Consider the following 15,176-nt stretch of genomic DNA (forward strand, 5'->3'; position numbering starts at 1 on the left):
TTATCGTCAATCTTGACCAAGCCTACCAGGTCTGGATGGAGGCTCTGCGCACGTTGAATAATCTGCCGTACAACATGCGCATCAAGGAGGTCTCAGGCCGAGAATACCTCTACGAGGTCACCGATCGTCGCGGGAGCATGAAAAGCAAGGGTCCTGTAGATCCAGAAAAGCTGGCAGAGTTCGACCATTACAAGACCGAGAAGTCCGAACTGAAGGATCGCCTTGCCCGCAGCAAGGAAACCCTAAAAGAACAAGCCAGCCTCTATCGGGCGCTGCGCCTGCCTATGCTTCCGGCAGAAGCCGGCAAGATCCTGCGCGAAGCCGATCGTCTCCGCTTTTTGGGTGGGCAGGCTATGGTGGTCGGAACCAACGCACTGATCGCGTACGCACTGGAAGCCAACGGGTTCATCCGCGATGCGCCGGAGGCGACCCTCGATTTTGACATGGCTCTGACCGGGATCGAAGCTGACGAAGAGCGACCGACCTTGTGGAAGGTTCTCAAGGAAGCGGACATGACCTACTCGGTGAACACCGAGCGCCCATTCCAGGCGCGCAATGCCAAAGCCTATGAGGTCGAGATCTTGTCTGCGCCGAGCCGCATCGGCGGACAGATAGCGCAGGATCGGCCACGGCCGATCCCACTTCCGGAGCAGGAATGGCTTCTGAACGGACGGCAGGTCGACCGCGTAGTCGGTGTGCGCGATGGCGATGCAGCGCGCATGGTAGTTCCCGATCCGCGATGGTTTGCCCTGCAAAAACTCTGGATGGCGGCAAAGCCGGAACGCGACCCGCAAAAGAAGCCGAAAGACCACAAGCAGGGCATGGCCGTGCTGGACGCGGTCTGGCTGACCATGCGGCATTACCCGATTGATGATGCCTTCTTCGAAGAATTGCCAGACGCGTTGAAGTCGCATTTTGAACTTTGGGATGCCCAAAAGCCGAAGCGAGGATGATCAAAGTTCTCGGAGACAAATCCCGGTGTTACGGTTGCGGTGCTCCGGTTCGCTTGAACCGGACTCGCGGACTTATTGCCCATTAGACACGCAATTGATCAGATTTCTAAGAGTACAATCGGGTCCTCTTTCATCAATAATCTTGGAAAATATCTCCTGACCGCGCCTCGCCACGTGAGAAATCTGCGGGGCAGGGCGAAACCGCAAGTGACGAGCAATGCGCCCCCCCGCAACCAACACAAGACCCCGCTTCGGCGGGGTTTTTTGCGTTTGGCGTTAGCGCGGCGCTGGGGCACTGTCAGCTAGCATGAGCGTACCGGCTGACCAGATCTACGATATCGCAGTAATCGGCGGCGGCGTGAATGGCTGCGGCATTGCGCGCGACGCAGCTGGGCGGGGCGCGAAGGTATTGCTGCTTGAGGCTGGAGATCTTGCCGGCGGTACTTCATCCGCCTCGACCAAGTTAATCCACGGCGGCCTTCGCTATCTCGAACATTACGAATTTGCCCTGGTGCGTGAGGCTCTGTCCGAGCGAGAGCAGCTGTGGGGGATCGCGCCGCACATCATCTGGCCGCTGCGCTTTGTCCTGCCCCACGCCAAAGGGCTGCGCCCGCGCTGGTTGCTGCGGCTAGGGCTGTTTCTTTATGACCATATCGGCGGGCGCAAGCGGTTACCGACGGCCGAATCAATCGACCTCTCGCGCCACCCTGCCGGTGGGCCGTTGAAGCCGGAATTCGCTCACGGCTTTGTCTATTCGGATTGCTGGGTCGATGACGCTCGCCTTGTCGTGCTCAACGCCCGTGATGCCGCCGATCACGGCGCCGAGATTCGCACCCGTTGCCCAGTTTCACGCCTCGAGCGGGATGGCGAACTGTGGCGTTTGGACACGCCCGACGGACCATTCCGTGCCCAAGCCGTGGTCAACGCCGCCGGTCCACGCGTTCTCGACGTGCTGGGGCGGGCGCATGAGCAGGCTGAATACGGCATGCGATTGGTGCGCGGCAGCCATATTGTCGTGCGCAAGCTATTTGATCACGAATTTGCCTATTTCTTCCAACTGCCGGACGGGCGCATCTTCTTCGCCATTCCCTACGAGCAGGACTTCACCCTGATTGGCACGACCGACCGCGACCACACTGGCGGCGAACCGCGCGCCAGCGAGGAGGAAATTACCTACCTCTGCGACGGCGCGAGCCTTTATTTCCGCAAACCGGTTATGCCAACTGATGTTATCTGGACCTATTCGGGTGTCCGCCCTCTGCTCGACGATCACTCCGGCAAACCCGAGGCCGCAACGCGCGGTTATCGGTTCGACCTGTCGGATGCGGAGGAAGGCGCGCCGATCCTCACCGTCTTCGGCGGCAAGATCACGACCTATCGGTACTTGGCGCAGGAAGCGGTCGAGCTGCTTGCCGAGCGCTTGCCAGTCCTGAAAGGCGAAGGTTGGACGGCGACAGCAGCGCTGCCCGGAGGCGATTTTTCGCGCGAGGAAGCGGACGACTTGCTGGCTTTGATCGCGGACCGATATCCATTTCTTGAACCGCTGTGGGCTTCACGCTTGGCGCGTTGTTACGGAACGCTCACTACAGAGATATTGGGAGATGCGGCTTCACTGGCTGAATGCGGATTTCACTTTGGTCACGGCCTGACCGAGGCGGAAGTGCGCTTTTTGATGACACGCGAATGGGCGCGCAGTGCGGAGGATGTTCTCTGGCGCCGGACCAAGCTAGGTCTGCGGTTTTCTGCGGCTGAGCAAGACCAGCTGCGTGCCTTCATGGCAGCGCGGCAGACGGACTAGGTCAGCGTTTCAAGTGTCCGCCGCCAAGCTTCGGGCAAAGGCACCGGGCGACGGTTTTTCCGGTCCACATAGACATGAGTGAAATGCCCTTCGGCGGCGGCGATGTCTGATCCGGGGGTGAATACGCCGAGCCGATAGGTCACGCTTGATGATCCCAGCCGTTCGATCATCAGGCCGATTTCCACCGTCACTGGATGGACCAGCGATGCGGCGTAGCGGCAGCCGGTTTCGACAACCAGGCCGATCGGATCACCGTGTTCGATGTCGAGCAGGCCCACGTCAATCAGCCAGTTGTTCACCACCGTATCGAACCAGCGGTACTGCACGGCGTTATTGACATGACCATAGACGTCATTGTCTGCCCATTGCGTTGGCAGGCGGTGCCAGTGGCGATAGGAGTCCCGGCCAAGCAGGGGCGCGCGGCTCATGTCGGTTCTCCCGGAATGACAACCTGACGGATTGCCGAGCCATCGGCCAGCCGGTCCATGCACAGGTTGATGTCGCTGAGCGGACTGACCGAGGTGAGCAGGCGCTCTACCGGCAGGCGCCCCTGACGCCATAACTCGATATAACGCGGAATGTCGCGCGCCGGGACGGACGAGCCCATGTAACTGCCGATGAGTGCCTTGCCATCGGCCACGAGCGAAATAGCCGGAATTGTGAGCATTTCGGACGGGTTCGGCAGGCCGACAGTAATCACCCGCCCGCCGCGCTTGGCCTTGGCGTAGGCGGTAGCGAGGACCGAAGCCCTACCGACCGATTCGATAACGACATCGGCGTCTTCGAGCCGACGCGCGTCTTCAGGCGCGGCCACTTCATCCGCGCCTAGATCCAGCGCGAGCGCGCGCTTTTCGGGCGAGGGATCGATTGCGCAAACCCGCGAGGCACCCGCCGCAATCGCGCCCATCAGCGCCGCCATGCCAACCCCGCCAAGGCCATAGACCAGCACGCTTTCCCCTTTGCGAAGTGCCGCCGTGTTCATCACCGCGCCCACCCCGGTGAGCACCGCGCAGCCGAACAGCGCGGCGATTTCGGGCGGGATGTCGCTATCCACTTTGACCGCCGAGCGCCGGTCAACCACGGCATGGCTTGCAAAGGCCGATACGCCGAGGTGGTGGTGTACTTCGCCGCCGCCTTCCGACAAACGCCGCCCACCGCCGATCAATTCGCCCCGGCCATTGGCCTCCGCCGCCACGCCGCAGAGGTATCCGCGCCCGTCGCGGCATTCCGCGCAGTCACCGCAGGCCGGGAGAAAAACCAGCACCACCCGGTCTCCGGCCGCGAAATCCGGATCGCCGGGCGTGCCTGTGGCGATCACGGTTGCCGCCGCTTCATGACCTAGCGCCATCGGCATCGGGCGCGGCCGGTCACCGTTGATCACCGAGAGGTCGGAATGGCAGATTCCGGCTGCGTCGATGCGCACCAGCAGTTCGCCGAGACCGGGTTCAGCCAGATCGAGCACGGCCAGTTCCAGCGGAGCGTTCGTCGCATAGGGCCGGGGCTGATCGCCGGAATGGCGCAGCACGGCGGCGGTGATGCGGCGCGACACGCTCAGAGCACCGGCTTCAGCAGCTTCCTCGTCGCCTCGCTGTCCCACTCGCGCGGACCGGTGACGCGCCAGACTTCGCGGCCCTCCGCGTCATAGAGAATCGTCGTTGGCAGGGTCTGAATTTCGTAATGCGCCGAAAGCTCATTCTTCTCATCCAGCCAGGGTTCGAGGTTCTTTACCCCGCGCTGCTTGAGGAAATCGGCGACCTTTTCGGTCTGCATGTCCTGCGACACGGTCAGCACCTTGAGCTTGCCGCCGGCCAGCTTGTCGAGCTGCGGCAGCTCAGCCACGCAGGGCGCACACCAGGTGGCCCAGAGGTTGATCAGTACCGGCTTGCCCTTGAGCGAGGCCATGGCCAGCTTCTTGCCTGCCGGATCGACCAGCGTGAAATCGGGCAGTTCGTTGCCCTGCTTGCTGCAATCGGGTTCACCGACCTTGGCGGGAATGGCGGTGCAGGCGGCGATAGCCTTGGCTTGCGCCTTTTCATCGCTTTGCCTATCGCACCCCGCGAGCAGCAGGCTGATACCCAGGCCAAGGACCACGGATTTGAGCGATCTCGATAGCAGCAAGGCAGGCTCCAACCAGATGTGGGGCGGACGGTTCGAAGGTGGACCGTCAGCGATCATGCGTGAGATAAATGCCTCGATCCCGTTCGACAAGGCACTGTGGTGTCAGGACATAGCCGCATCGAAGGCCCATGTCGCCATGCTTGGTGCGCAGGGCATCGTTTCGGCCGAGGATGCGGCGACGATTGCCGGCGGTCTCGATCAGGTTGCCGCCGAATACGAAGCTAACGGGGTTCCCGAAAACTGGGACCTTGAAGACATTCACATGACCACCGAAAGCCGCCTTGCCGAATTGATCGGCGCGGTGGCGGGCCGTCTGCACACCGCGCGCAGCCGCAATGATCAGGTGGCGACCGATTTCCGCCTGTGGGTGCGCGATGCCTGTGATTCGGCGATGGCGGGCCTCAAGGCGCTGCAGGTGGCGCTGGTCACCCGCGCGGGCGAGCATGCTGGCTCGATCATGCCCGGCTTCACCCATTTGCAGACTGCGCAGCCGGTCACGCTCGGCCATCACCTTATGGCCTATTATGAGATGGCCGCTCGTGACGTGTCGCGCTTTGCCGATGCCCGGGTGCGGATGAACCGCAGCCCGCTGGGCGCGGCGGCTCTCGCTGGTACGGGGTTCCCCATCGACCGCGCGATGACCGCTTCGGCGCTCGGCTTTGACGGGCCAACTGCCAACAGCCTCGATTCGGTATCGGACCGTGATTTCGCGCTCGATTACCTGATGGCCGCCAGCCAGTGCGCGCTGCACCTCAGCCGCCTGGCCGAAGAGTTCATCATCTGGGCGAGCCAGCCTTTCGGTTTCGTCTCGCTGCCTGACAGCCTCTCGACTGGCAGCTCTATCATGCCGCAGAAGAAGAACCCTGACGCTGCCGAACTGGTGCGCGGCCATTCAGGGCGGATCATCGGCAGCCTGACCAGCCTGATGATCACGATGAAGGGCCTGCCACTTGCCTATTCAAAGGACATGCAGGACGACAAGCCGCCAGTGTTCGAGGCCGCCAGCCTGCTCACCCTGTGCCTCGCTGCGATGACCGGCATGGTCGAGGGCGCCACGTTCCGCACGGAACGGATGCGCGCCGCCGCAGAGCTGGGCTATGCCACGGCGACCGACCTTGCCGACTGGCTCGTCCGGCAGGCGAACATCCCCTTCCGCGAGGCGCATCACATTACCGGCGCGGCCGTAAAGCTTGCTGAATCGCGCGGCATCGCGCTCGATCAGTTGCCGCTGGCCGACTTGCAGGCAATCGATCCGCGCCTGACGCAGGACGTCTATGCCGCGCTGTCGGTCGAGGCTTCGGTCGCGGCGCGCAGCAGCCATGGCGGAACTGCGCCGATTGAGGTAGGTAAGCGCGTTGCCGAGGCGCGGACCGCGCTGGGGCTGGAGTGAACTGATGAAGAAGGCCGCGCTCGCACTTGCCGTTCTCACCCTGCCGCTGGCCGCCTGCGGCGTGACCGCGCCGCTCAAACCGCTGGCCGGGCGCGACCTGCCCGTCGCGCCGATGGGCCGCGATACCAAGCCGACCTCCGACGAGCTGCTGAAACTGCGCCCGCAGGCCGCGCCCGAACGCTCGGTCGAACTCCGCAAGAAATCCGAGGACCGTACCGACGATCCCTACGACCTGCCCCCCGAGGGCTGAGACGCAAAGACCCAATTTCCATGGACCATTTTGACCTCAAGAACGGCGTGCTTCACGCCGAAGACGTGCCCTTGACCGCGATTGCCGATGCCGTCGGCACGCCGGTCTATGTCTATTCGCGCGCCACGCTGGAACGCCACGCGCAGGTGTTCCGCGATGCCCTGTCGATCCTGCCGCGCGTGCACATTGCCTTTGCCATCAAGGCCAATCCCAACCTGGCCGTGCTGCGCGTGATGAAGCGCGAAGGGCTGGGCGCCGATGTCGTCTCGGCGGGCGAGTTGGCGCGGGCTCTGGCGGCCGGGATGCCGGCAGACGACATCGTGTTCTCTGGCGTCGGCAAGCAGCACCATGAAATGATTGCCGGGCTGAAGGCAGGCATTGGCCAGTTCAACATCGAGAGCGAGGAAGAAGGCGAGGAGCTAGCCGAAATTGCCGCCGGACTTGGCCTCACCGCCAATTGTGCGCTGCGGGTCAATCCCGATGTCGACGCCCGCACCCATGCCAAGATCTCGACCGGCAAGGCCGAGAACAAGTTCGGCGTGCCGATCGACCGTGCTGCTGGAATTTATGCGCGGCTGGCCGGATTGCCGGGCCTCAACATGCGCGGCGTGGCCGTGCACATCGGCAGCCAGCTGTCCGAGCTTGAACCGTTCGAGGAAGCCTTTGCCAAGGTCGGCGCACTGGTCGCTGAATTGCGCGCGGGCGGACAAAGCGTAACCCACGTGGATCTCGGCGGCGGGCTGGGCGTGCCCTACAAAGCGGGCGAGACGTTCCCCTCGCCGGAAGAATATGCCGCCATGGTCGCCCGCGCGACAGAAGGCTGGGACGTCACGTTGATGTTCGAACCGGGCCGCGTGATCTGCGGCAATGCTGGCGTACTGCTGACCAAGGTGGTGCGGGTGAAGCGCAGCTCGAACAAGGCGCCGTTCGTTATTGTCGATGCCGCTATGAACGATCTTGCCCGCCCGGCGATGTACGGTGCCTGGCACGATTTCGACGCGGTAAAGCCCAGCGGCGACCGCATGACCGCGCACATCGTCGGCCCGATCTGCGAGACCGGTGATACCTTTGCCATGGACCGTGACTGCGATGCGCTGGTTGCCGGAGATCTCGCGGTGTTCCGCACCGCCGGGGCTTATGGCGCGACCATGGCGTCAAGCTATAACAGCCGTGGTTTCATTGCCGAAGTCATGGTCGACGGCGACAGGTTCGCCGTCGTTGCCGACCGCATCATGCCCGAAGCGATCAGCGCCTCCGAACGCGTACCGGACTGGCTCGAATGACCAACTCACTCCCCCTGTTCCACCGTATTGCCGGCCAGCCGGTGATGCTGCTGGGCGAGGGGGACGCGGGCCTTGCCAAGCGCCGGTTGATCGAACGTGCGGGTGGGGTAATCGTTGGTGAAGATGATCCGCAAGCCCGGCTGGCTTTTGTTGCGCTCGACGATCCCGATGAGACTGCCGCGCGGCTGAAGGCGCGCGGCCTGCTGGTCAATGTCACCGACCGGCCTGACCTTTGTGATTTCACCGTCCCCAGCCTGCTCGAGCGCGGCCCGGTGCAAGTGGCGGTGGGCACCGGCAGCGTTTCGGCCGGCCTCGCCAAGTCGCTGCGGCTGCGGCTGGAGGCATTGCTGCCCCAATCGCTCGGTGAACTGGCCCAAGGCCTGAGCGCAATCCGCGCTGCTCTCAAGAACCGCTTTCCCGATGCTGCCGATCGCCGCCGCGCGCTCGATGCGGCCTTGGCGCAAGGCGGTGCGCTTGATCCGCTCGATTCGGCAAGCGCTGCGCGAATCGGGGGCTGGCTGGAAAATGCGACCTCTGGCGGCCCTGCGACGATCGAAATCCAACTGCGGAGTGCCGATCCGGACGATCTGACCCTGCGCGAGGCACGGTTTCTTGGCAGCGCCGATTGCCTTGCCAGCGAGCCGGGCGTGGCTCCCGAAATCGCAATGCGCGCCCGCGCCGATGCCGTGCGGCTGGACATTGGAACGGGCGCGCCGCCACCGCTTGCAGACGGCCTTGTGGTGGTCCTGCGCGCGTCCTGATCCGGGGCGATTACAGGCTTTTAATTTCAGTTGAGGGGATCCTCCCGGCAAGCCGGTGCGGCAAGGCAATGGTGCCTTGCAGAGCATGGGAACCTGCCATGATCCTACCTTTGATCGATGTCGCGACGCTACCGCATCTTGACGTGCTCACCGGCGTTTTCGGCAGCCTTCTGCCCGGCGGACAAGCGCAATCATCAGGCGACGAGATTGTCGTCCTGATGGTCTTCCTTTACGAACTGATGCACCCGGAAGATGGCGTCCCTGGCTGATTGCCTAGGAACTGGAAAGGCAGCGCTGTGGATTTAAGCCCCCCGATCGCCGCACTTCAGGCCGACCCGGCCGAGCAGGTGCGCGCACAACACGGACTTACCGCAGCGCTGGCTTCCTGGCGTGAGAGCGCCGGGGTGCGCCGGGTTCTCGCCGGCTTCTCGCGCTATGCCAAGGGCGCGCCGCTCGCCGACCAGCGGGAACTGGCCGGCCTGTTCGGCGACGTGGAAGATGCTGCGCAGGATCTTGTTGCCCCGTTGATGTCCAGCTTTGCCAGGGCGCTTGCCCAGCAGCCGCTTGGCGTGGTGCCGGTGCGCCATTTTACCGACGGCGTGATGTCGGTACTGATGCTGGCGCGCGAAGGTGATAGCCTGCTGACCCTGACCGCGATTGACGGCGCTGGGCTGGCGGCGCGGCCCGAGCCGAAGTCAGCATGTTTTTCGCCTTCTGACGAATGGGAAGTCGTGCTTTCGGGCACCGGAAGGGCGCGGCTGATCGAGCGGTGCGGTGAAAGGATCGCAACGCATGGTCTCGATCTCGCGCCCGGCCTTTCACTGGGCCGCGATGGCGCGCGCGAAGCGCTGATTTTTGATGCTGCCGATGGCGTTCTTCTTCTCCTGCGGCTTCAGCGGCGGCTCGATTCCTCGCAGGCGCGGCTAGAAATTTCGTTGGAGGATGGCAAGGTGTTGCACCGCGCCAGCGCCACCCCGCGCGAAAGTCGGCACGAAATGGCGGTCGCCCTGCTCGGCAAGATGGGCCGCAGCGATGCCGCCCCCGTGCTGGCCGAGATTGCCCGGGACGTATCGCACGGCGATTCGCTGCGCTGGCAGGCGCTGCGCGAATGCCTCGGTCTCGATACCCGAACCGGCTTCTGGACGCTCACCGCGATTGCCCGTTCGGGCGAGGATGGCCTCGCCATTCCCGCCGGCGCGCTGCGGGCGCAATTGCTCGAAACTCACCCCCAACTCGCCGAGGTGGAACGATGCCCCGCGTAATCGATCTTGAGGACCAGTCGTCCTGCTCGCTGGCCGAATGCGCTGATGCGCTCGCGGCGAACAGCTTCGACCCGATGAACGAGGAAAGCCTGCACCACGGCGCGGGCTGGCTGCGGCGGCTGGGTAACAACGCGACTTTCCTGGGTGACATTCTTGTCCGCAACCTCGCCCATCGCTACCGCGAGGACGCGGACGGGCAGAGCTATGGCCCGCAGTCGCTGATCCTCTCGGACCACCGGGGCAACTGCTTTCTGCGCGCCAATATCTGGCCGGGTGCGGAGGATCACGTGCTGCTCGCCAGCGGGCGTTCGCCGTTCCTATACGACATGCCGCACGATCATAATTTCCACTTCCTGACGCTCGGCTATTTCGGCCCGGGCTACTGGAGCGATTACTACGAATACGAATATGCTGAAGTTGCCGGCTATCGCGGCGAGCCGGTGCGGCTGAAGCCGATGGGGCGCCAACGGCTGGAGGAGGGCAAACTGATGCTCTACCGCGCGCACCGCGATGTCCACCGCCAGCTCCCCGCCGATGCGCTGTCAGTCTCGATCAACATCATGCACGCCAACCCGGCGCTTGGCTGGCTCGACCAGTACCGCTTCGATATCGAAGGCGGGACGCTCGGAGCGATCATCAGCCATGGCTCGACCGACGCCTTCCTGCGCGTGGCCGTGGCGATGGGGGATGACGAATCGCTCGAGCTCGCTGAGAGCTTCGCCGCCAGCCACCCGAGCGACCGGATGCGGCTGACCGCTTCGGATGCGCTGGCCTCGCGGTTTACCGACGCGGCCGAGCGCGATGCGTTCTGGGCAAAGATGGAGCATTCGGGCAGCCGCATGGTGGCTGCGGAAGCGACGGCGCGGCGCGCGGCGCTCGCTTAGAAACGCCCACCCGCCAGAGCATCGATCGCCGCTTGCAGGATCACCGCAGCCGCCGCCGAATCGATGCGTTCGGCGCGCTTGGCGCGGCTCATGTCCTGGGCGATCAGGGCGCTTGTCGCGCTGGCGGTGGACCAGCGTTCGTCCCACAGCAGGATCGGCAATTCCAGAGGCTCAAGGTTGCGGGCATAGGCGCGGCTGGACTGGCTGCGCGGGCCTTCGCTGCCATCCATGTTGAGCGGCAGGCCGATCACCAGCCCTTTGATGCTGCGTTCGGCGACCAGGGCTGCGAGCTGCGCCTTGTCGGCCATGAACTTGCCGCGCGGGATGGTCTTGCCCGGGCTGGCGAAGCGCCAGCCGGCATCGCAGAACGCCGTACCGATGGTCTTGGTGCCAAGGTCAAGCGCCAGCAGCGCGCCGCCGCCCGGCAAGGCATCGCGCATGTCGAACACGCTGGTGGTGATCAAGACCCGTCATCCTCGCCGTCAGGATGGGCGGCGTGCCATTGCGCCTCGTGCCGGGCGGAGTGGCGTTCGAGCGCGATCTTGATCATCGCCACCAGTGGATCAGCGAGCGCGAGGCCGAGGATGCCGAACAGAGTTCCCATGATCAGCTGCGCTCCCAGCACCAGCGCCGGGGCAAGGTCCACGGTCTTGCGAGCGATATAGGGCGCAACCAGATTGCCATCGACCGTGTGCAGCACGAAGTAGATGATGATGCAGTACAGCCCCGTCGACGTATCGACCGAGAATCCGACCATGACCATGATCAGGCCTGATATGGGCGCGCCAATATTGGGGATGAAGGCCAGAATGCCGGTCAACAGGCCGAGCAGCGCGGCCATCGGCACGCCGTAGATCGACAAGGCGATCCAGCACAGCACCCCTTCCAGCGCCATCCCGAGCAGCCGTCCCGCCATCAGCCGGCGCAGCGACTTGCCCATCTGCGCAGCCGTGGCATGGAAGTGGCCGCGCTCCGAAATCGGGAACATCCACGCAACCCCACGCTGGTAAAGCCGGGGTTCTGCAGAGATGTAGATGCCGAGCACCAGGATCAGGAACAGCGTGGTTGCCCCGCCGATCAGCCCGCCGACCGCGTGCGTGACTTGTCCGACACCGCCGACAACTTCCTTCGTGACCGCCTGAACCGCCGCGAAATCGATGCGCACGCCGTGGCCGCGCATCCAGTCAAACACACGGTTGGCCTGTGATTCGACCAGAGCGGGCAATTCCGCCGCCTGATTGGCGAGCTGGGTGCCGGCGAAGGTCAGCGTCCAGATCAGGAAGGCGGCGGCGAGCAGGATGACGATGCTCACCCGCCAGCCGCGTGGCAGCGGTAGCACCCGGCCTAGCAGGCGCGCGCCGCCGTCGATCATCGCGGCAAAAACCAGTCCGCCGAAGATCACCAGTAGCGGCTGGGCGAGAAATACGGTGAGGACGATCAGCCCTGCCAGGCCGAGCCAGACGGCGGCGCGCTTCATTTCCCAGCGCAGCTGCGGGTCGGTAAAGTCGGTCGGACCGGCAGCGCGGGCCTTGGTGGGGTGAACTGGCTCGTCCTCGCTCACTTGCTGTTCCCGGCAGGCGCAGGAGTCTGCGCGATTGCGGGACGCAGGCTGCTCCACGCGCGTCCCGAACGCAAGGCTCCCCACCATGACAGCGGGTTCCAGCTCTGCGTGCCGTCGAGCGAGAAGGTAATGAATTCGGCCCGTCCGCCCACGTCATGCAGCGGCACGGCGCCGCCGAGGCCATTGCTGATCGGCGCGGCGGGGACGCGGCTGTCAGCCGAATGATCGCGGTTGTCGCCCATCAGGAACACGTGGCTGGCGGGCACCGTGATCTCGTCCATGTCGTCGTTGGGTTCGTCGCTGGTATCGAGCGTGAGATAGGTCGCGCCGTTGGGCAGCGTCTCGCGCCAGGTCGGCAGTTCGAGCACGAATTTCCCGTCAGGCATGCGCGCACGGTGGCGGGCCATGTCGTCAGAGGAATAGCACCACGATTTGCCCGGGCCATCATCGCACATCAGCGCATCGTCGGCAGGCAGGCGCAGGGGGGGGTCCATCTCGCGCTTGATCGGTGCGCCGTTGAGGTAGATCTGGCCAGACTTCAGCGCGATCCGGTCCCCCGGCAGGGCGACAACGCGCTTGATCAGATCGTCATCGCGGTCCTTCGGCACGACAATCACGATGTCGCCATATTCGGGCGTCCCGCCCAGCGCCCGCCACTTGCCGCGCGGCAGCAGGTGGAAGCTGACCGAGGACCAGTTCCAGCCATAGGGATACTTCGACACGACCAGCCGGTCGCCGACCAGCAGGTTCGGCGTCATCGAGATCGACGGGATGTAAAACGGCTTGGCGATGAACGAATGGAAGGCCAGCACCGCCAGCAGCATCCACGCAAGGCCGCGCACTTCATCAACCCAGTTGACCTTGTCCTTGGGATCTTCGGCGGGTGCGGGCACTTCGTTCGTCTGGGTGTCTTCGACAGTCATGGCAGCTTTTCAGGTGAGGGGTATGTCAGGCAATAGGTCGGGCTTCGATTACCACGAAGGCCTGAGCCCAGGGGTGATCGTCGGTCAGGGTGAGGTGGACAAAGGCGTCATGGCCGGCAGGCGTTATCGCGGCTAGCCGGGCAGCGGCCCCGCCGGTCAAGGCGAGGGTCGGCGCGCCGCTCTTCGCATTGACCACGCCGATGTCCTTCATGAACACGCCGGCCTTGAATCCGGTTCCGACCGCCTTGGAAAAAGCCTCCTTGGCGGCGAAACGCTTGGCGAGGGTGCCGGCCTTGGTGAACGGGCGGCGGGCCGCCTTGGCGCGTTCGACCTCGGTGAAGACCCGCAGTTCGAACCGTTCGCCAAAGCGAGCCAGCGAATTCTCGATCCGCGCAATGTTGCAGAGGTCGGAGCCGATGGCGATGATCATGCAGGTCCTCCCCAAACGTGCTTCGCGAATTTGGTGAGGATCTTCCCCCGAATTTCCATCACCGCGCCGCGTCCATCAGTTCGCGCATGCGCAGCACGGCGGGTTCCAGCCCGCAGAAGATCGCCTCGCCAATCAGGTAGTGCCCGATGTTGAGCTCGGCTAGCTGCGGGATCGCGGCGATCGGCTGGACGTTGTCGTAGGTCAGGCCGTGGCCGGCGTGCGGCTCGATGCCGTTCTTGGCGGCGAGCGCGGCCATGTCGGCCAGGCGGCGCAGCTCGACTGCCACCTGATCGCCTGTCGCATGGGCGTATTCGCCGGTGTGCAGCTCGACCACTGGCGCGCGCAGGCGCATCGCGGCTTCGATCTGGCGCTCGTCGGGGGCGATGAACAGCGAAACCCGGATACCGGCATCGGCCAGTGCCGAAACGATCGGCACCAGCCGGTTGTGCTGGCCGGCGGCATCTAGCCCGCCCTCGGTCGTGCGCTCTTCGCGCCGTTCGGGAACGATGCAGGCGGCGTGCGGTTTGTGGCGCAGCGCAATGGCGAGCATCTCGTCGGTTGCGGCCATTTCAAGGTTGAGCGGCAGGTCCATCGCCGCCTGGATGCGGGCGAGGTCCTCGTCGCGGATGTGGCGGCGGTCTTCACGCAGGTGCGCGGTAATGCCGTCGCCCCCGCAAGCCGCCACGATCTGCGCCGCGCGTACCGGATCGGGATGGTCACCGCCGCGCGCGTTACGGATTGTCGCAACGTGATCGATATTCACGCCAAGACGGAGGCGACCGGGAGTGTTCATTACTTTGCGCGGCTCCCGGGCTTCACCGCCTCCGAGCCGGCCAGTTCGGGCGGCAGTTCGTCAGGCGCATAGGTAGGGAAATTGAGTGCCAGCAGCGGATAGAACGGCACCCCGAGTTCAACGGTTCCGGCCGAGCGGTCCACGAGAGCGGCTGCCGCGATCACTTCGCCGCCGGCTTCCTCGATGCACTTGATCGCTTCCTTGCTGGAAAGCCCGGTCGTGACCACGTCCTCGACCATCAGCACCTTGTCGCCGGGTTCAAGCGCGAATCCGCGGCGCAATTCGAAAGTTCCGGTCGGGCGCTCGACAAACATCGCCTCCACGCCGAGTGCGCGGCCCATCTCGTGACCGATGATCACGCCGCCCATTGCCGGCGAAACCACCTTGGCGATCTGCTTGCGCAGGTCGCGCGGGAGCTTTCCGGCGAGCGCAACGGCAAGGCGGCTGGCGCGGTCCGGATCCATCAACACGCGCGCGCATTGCAGGTAATGCGCGCTGTGGCGGCCGGAGGAGAGCAGGAAATGGCCTTCCAGCAGCGCCTTGCTGGCGCGGAACTCGGCCAGTACCTCTTCATCCTGCATTGCTCGGGAACCCTTTATCCTGTGAATTTTCACCAGAAACGCCAAGCCGCTTGCATGGCGGCAAAATAATCCCCTAGAGGCGCTTGAGTGGCCCCGCAAGCGCGCGTATAGGCCCCGACAAATTCGGCCTCATCGAAGGCGAGGCGGGCAACAGGGAACGCTCTCGCCGGCATAGGAAAGCGGAAAGCT

18 protein-coding genes are annotated in these 15,176 nt (G+C 64.3%); 9 read left to right on the forward strand and 9 right to left on the reverse strand.

Going from position 1 to position 15,176, the window contains the following annotated elements; all coding sequences use genetic code 11:
- Both RMO89_RS16215 and RMO89_RS16220 read left to right on the forward strand, forming a co-directional pair.
- A partial coding sequence (locus RMO89_RS16215; RefSeq protein WP_310534421.1) for a GSU2403 family nucleotidyltransferase fold protein occupies positions 1–953 on the forward strand: 953 nt, incomplete at its 5' end.
- A gap of 307 nt (positions 954–1,260) precedes the next feature.
- Entirely contained in the window at positions 1,261–2,751 is a 1,491-nt protein-coding gene (locus RMO89_RS16220; RefSeq protein ID WP_310534422.1) for a glycerol-3-phosphate dehydrogenase, read from the forward strand.
- Here RMO89_RS16220 and RMO89_RS16225 read toward each other — a convergent pair.
- The 3 genes from RMO89_RS16225 to RMO89_RS16235 are packed head-to-tail and all read right to left on the reverse strand — an operon-like array spanning position 2,748 to position 4,842.
- Positions 2,748–3,179, reverse strand: coding sequence for a thioesterase family protein (locus tag RMO89_RS16225; RefSeq protein ID WP_310534423.1), 432 nt, complete (start codon positions 3,177–3,179; stop codon positions 2,748–2,750). The genes RMO89_RS16220 and RMO89_RS16225 overlap by 4 nt on opposite strands.
- Positions 3,176–4,300 carry a zinc-binding dehydrogenase gene (locus RMO89_RS16230; RefSeq protein WP_310534441.1) on the reverse strand — a complete coding sequence of 375 codons (1,125 nt, stop codon included), beginning with the start codon at positions 4,298–4,300 and terminating at the stop codon, positions 3,176–3,178. The genes RMO89_RS16225 and RMO89_RS16230 overlap by 4 nt, the downstream gene beginning before the upstream one ends.
- Positions 4,301–4,302: 2 nt before the next feature.
- A complete protein-coding gene (locus tag RMO89_RS16235; RefSeq protein WP_310534424.1) occupies positions 4,303–4,842 on the reverse strand; it encodes a TlpA disulfide reductase family protein in 540 nt (179 codons plus the stop codon).
- 43 nt (positions 4,843–4,885) lie between these two features.
- Here RMO89_RS16235 and argH point away from each other — a divergent pair, with 43 nt between their 5' ends.
- The 7 genes from argH (at position 4,886) to RMO89_RS16270 (ending at position 10,699) form a co-directional block, all read left to right on the forward strand.
- Complete coding sequence (gene argH / locus RMO89_RS16240; RefSeq protein WP_310534442.1) at positions 4,886–6,259, forward strand: argininosuccinate lyase; 1,374 nt, start codon at positions 4,886–4,888, stop codon at positions 6,257–6,259.
- Between the two features lie 4 nt (positions 6,260–6,263).
- Complete coding sequence (locus RMO89_RS16245; RefSeq protein ID WP_310534425.1) at positions 6,264–6,509, forward strand: hypothetical protein; 246 nt, start codon at positions 6,264–6,266, stop codon at positions 6,507–6,509.
- A gap of 20 nt (positions 6,510–6,529) precedes the next feature.
- Positions 6,530–7,792, forward strand: coding sequence for a diaminopimelate decarboxylase (gene lysA / locus RMO89_RS16250; RefSeq protein WP_310534426.1), 1,263 nt, complete (start codon positions 6,530–6,532; stop codon positions 7,790–7,792).
- Complete coding sequence (locus tag RMO89_RS16255; RefSeq protein WP_310534428.1) at positions 7,789–8,553, forward strand: bifunctional precorrin-2 dehydrogenase/sirohydrochlorin ferrochelatase; 765 nt, start codon at positions 7,789–7,791, stop codon at positions 8,551–8,553. The genes lysA and RMO89_RS16255 overlap by 4 nt, the downstream gene beginning before the upstream one ends.
- A gap of 98 nt (positions 8,554–8,651) precedes the next feature.
- The gene (locus RMO89_RS16260; protein WP_310534429.1) at positions 8,652–8,822 is read left to right on the forward strand and encodes a hypothetical protein; all 171 of its coding nucleotides are present in this window, start codon (positions 8,652–8,654) and stop codon (positions 8,820–8,822) included.
- Positions 8,823–8,849: 27 nt separating this feature from the next.
- Complete coding sequence (locus tag RMO89_RS16265) at positions 8,850–9,815, forward strand: hypothetical protein (protein ID WP_310534430.1); 966 nt, start codon at positions 8,850–8,852, stop codon at positions 9,813–9,815.
- Positions 9,803–10,699 carry a transposase gene (locus tag RMO89_RS16270; protein ID WP_310534431.1) on the forward strand — a complete coding sequence of 299 codons (897 nt, stop codon included), beginning with the start codon at positions 9,803–9,805 and terminating at the stop codon, positions 10,697–10,699. Before RMO89_RS16265 ends, RMO89_RS16270 begins: the two co-directional genes overlap by 13 nt.
- On the opposite strand, the gene ruvX is transcribed toward RMO89_RS16270, so the two are convergent.
- From ruvX to pyrE, 6 genes are read right to left on the reverse strand one after another with little or no spacing between them, the layout of a single operon-like run.
- Entirely contained in the window at positions 10,696–11,139 is a 444-nt protein-coding gene (gene ruvX / locus RMO89_RS16275; protein ID WP_409035571.1) for a Holliday junction resolvase RuvX, read from the reverse strand. The two genes, RMO89_RS16270 and ruvX, sit on opposite strands and share 4 nt — an antisense overlap.
- 20 nt (positions 11,140–11,159) lie before the next feature.
- The gene (locus RMO89_RS16280) at positions 11,160–12,260 is read right to left on the reverse strand and encodes an AI-2E family transporter (RefSeq protein ID WP_310534435.1); all 1,101 of its coding nucleotides are present in this window, start codon (positions 12,258–12,260) and stop codon (positions 11,160–11,162) included.
- Positions 12,257–13,183, reverse strand: coding sequence for a signal peptidase I (gene lepB / locus RMO89_RS16285; protein ID WP_310534437.1), 927 nt, complete (start codon positions 13,181–13,183; stop codon positions 12,257–12,259). Before lepB ends, RMO89_RS16280 begins: the two co-directional genes overlap by 4 nt.
- A 25-nt stretch (positions 13,184–13,208) precedes the next feature.
- Complete coding sequence (gene acpS / locus RMO89_RS16290; RefSeq protein ID WP_310534438.1) at positions 13,209–13,613, reverse strand: holo-ACP synthase; 405 nt, start codon at positions 13,611–13,613, stop codon at positions 13,209–13,211.
- A 58-nt stretch (positions 13,614–13,671) separates the two neighbouring features.
- The gene (locus RMO89_RS16295) at positions 13,672–14,406 is read right to left on the reverse strand and encodes a pyridoxine 5'-phosphate synthase (RefSeq protein WP_310534439.1); all 735 of its coding nucleotides are present in this window, start codon (positions 14,404–14,406) and stop codon (positions 13,672–13,674) included.
- On the reverse strand, positions 14,406–14,987 hold the full coding sequence (gene pyrE, locus RMO89_RS16300; protein ID WP_310534440.1) for an orotate phosphoribosyltransferase: 582 nt from the start codon (positions 14,985–14,987) through the stop codon (positions 14,406–14,408). The genes RMO89_RS16295 and pyrE overlap by 1 nt, the downstream gene beginning before the upstream one ends.
- Positions 14,988–15,176: the final 189 nt, after the last annotated feature.

Origin of the sequence: Novosphingobium sp., from assembly GCF_031424035.1 — a bacterium.
GTDB lineage: Bacteria > Pseudomonadota > Alphaproteobacteria > Sphingomonadales > Sphingomonadaceae > Novosphingobium.

Coding starts and splice junctions, on each gene's coding strand:
- RMO89_RS16260 (WP_310534429.1), top strand. CDS start 8,652: ATGATCCTACCTTTGATCGATGTCGCGACGCTACCGCATCTTGACGTG.
- RMO89_RS16225 (WP_310534423.1), bottom strand. CDS start 3,179: ATGAGCCGCGCGCCCCTGCTTGGCCGGGACTCCTATCGCCACTGGCAC.
- pyrE (WP_310534440.1), bottom strand. CDS start 14,987: ATGCAGGATGAAGAGGTACTGGCCGAGTTCCGCGCCAGCAAGGCGCTG.
- lysA (WP_310534426.1), top strand. CDS start 6,530: ATGGACCATTTTGACCTCAAGAACGGCGTGCTTCACGCCGAAGACGTG.
- RMO89_RS16255 (WP_310534428.1), top strand. CDS start 7,789: ATGACCAACTCACTCCCCCTGTTCCACCGTATTGCCGGCCAGCCGGTG.
- RMO89_RS16245 (WP_310534425.1), top strand. CDS start 6,264: ATGAAGAAGGCCGCGCTCGCACTTGCCGTTCTCACCCTGCCGCTGGCC.
- RMO89_RS16295 (WP_310534439.1), bottom strand. CDS start 14,406: ATGAACACTCCCGGTCGCCTCCGTCTTGGCGTGAATATCGATCACGTT.
- RMO89_RS16270 (WP_310534431.1), top strand. CDS start 9,803: ATGCCCCGCGTAATCGATCTTGAGGACCAGTCGTCCTGCTCGCTGGCC.
- lepB (WP_310534437.1), bottom strand. CDS start 13,183: ATGACTGTCGAAGACACCCAGACGAACGAAGTGCCCGCACCCGCCGAA.
- argH (WP_310534442.1), top strand. CDS start 4,886: ATGTGGGGCGGACGGTTCGAAGGTGGACCGTCAGCGATCATGCGTGAG.
- RMO89_RS16220 (WP_310534422.1), top strand. CDS start 1,261: ATGAGCGTACCGGCTGACCAGATCTACGATATCGCAGTAATCGGCGGC.
- ruvX (WP_409035571.1), bottom strand. CDS start 11,139: ATGCGCGATGCCTTGCCGGGCGGCGGCGCGCTGCTGGCGCTTGACCTT.
- acpS (WP_310534438.1), bottom strand. CDS start 13,613: ATGATCATCGCCATCGGCTCCGACCTCTGCAACATTGCGCGGATCGAG.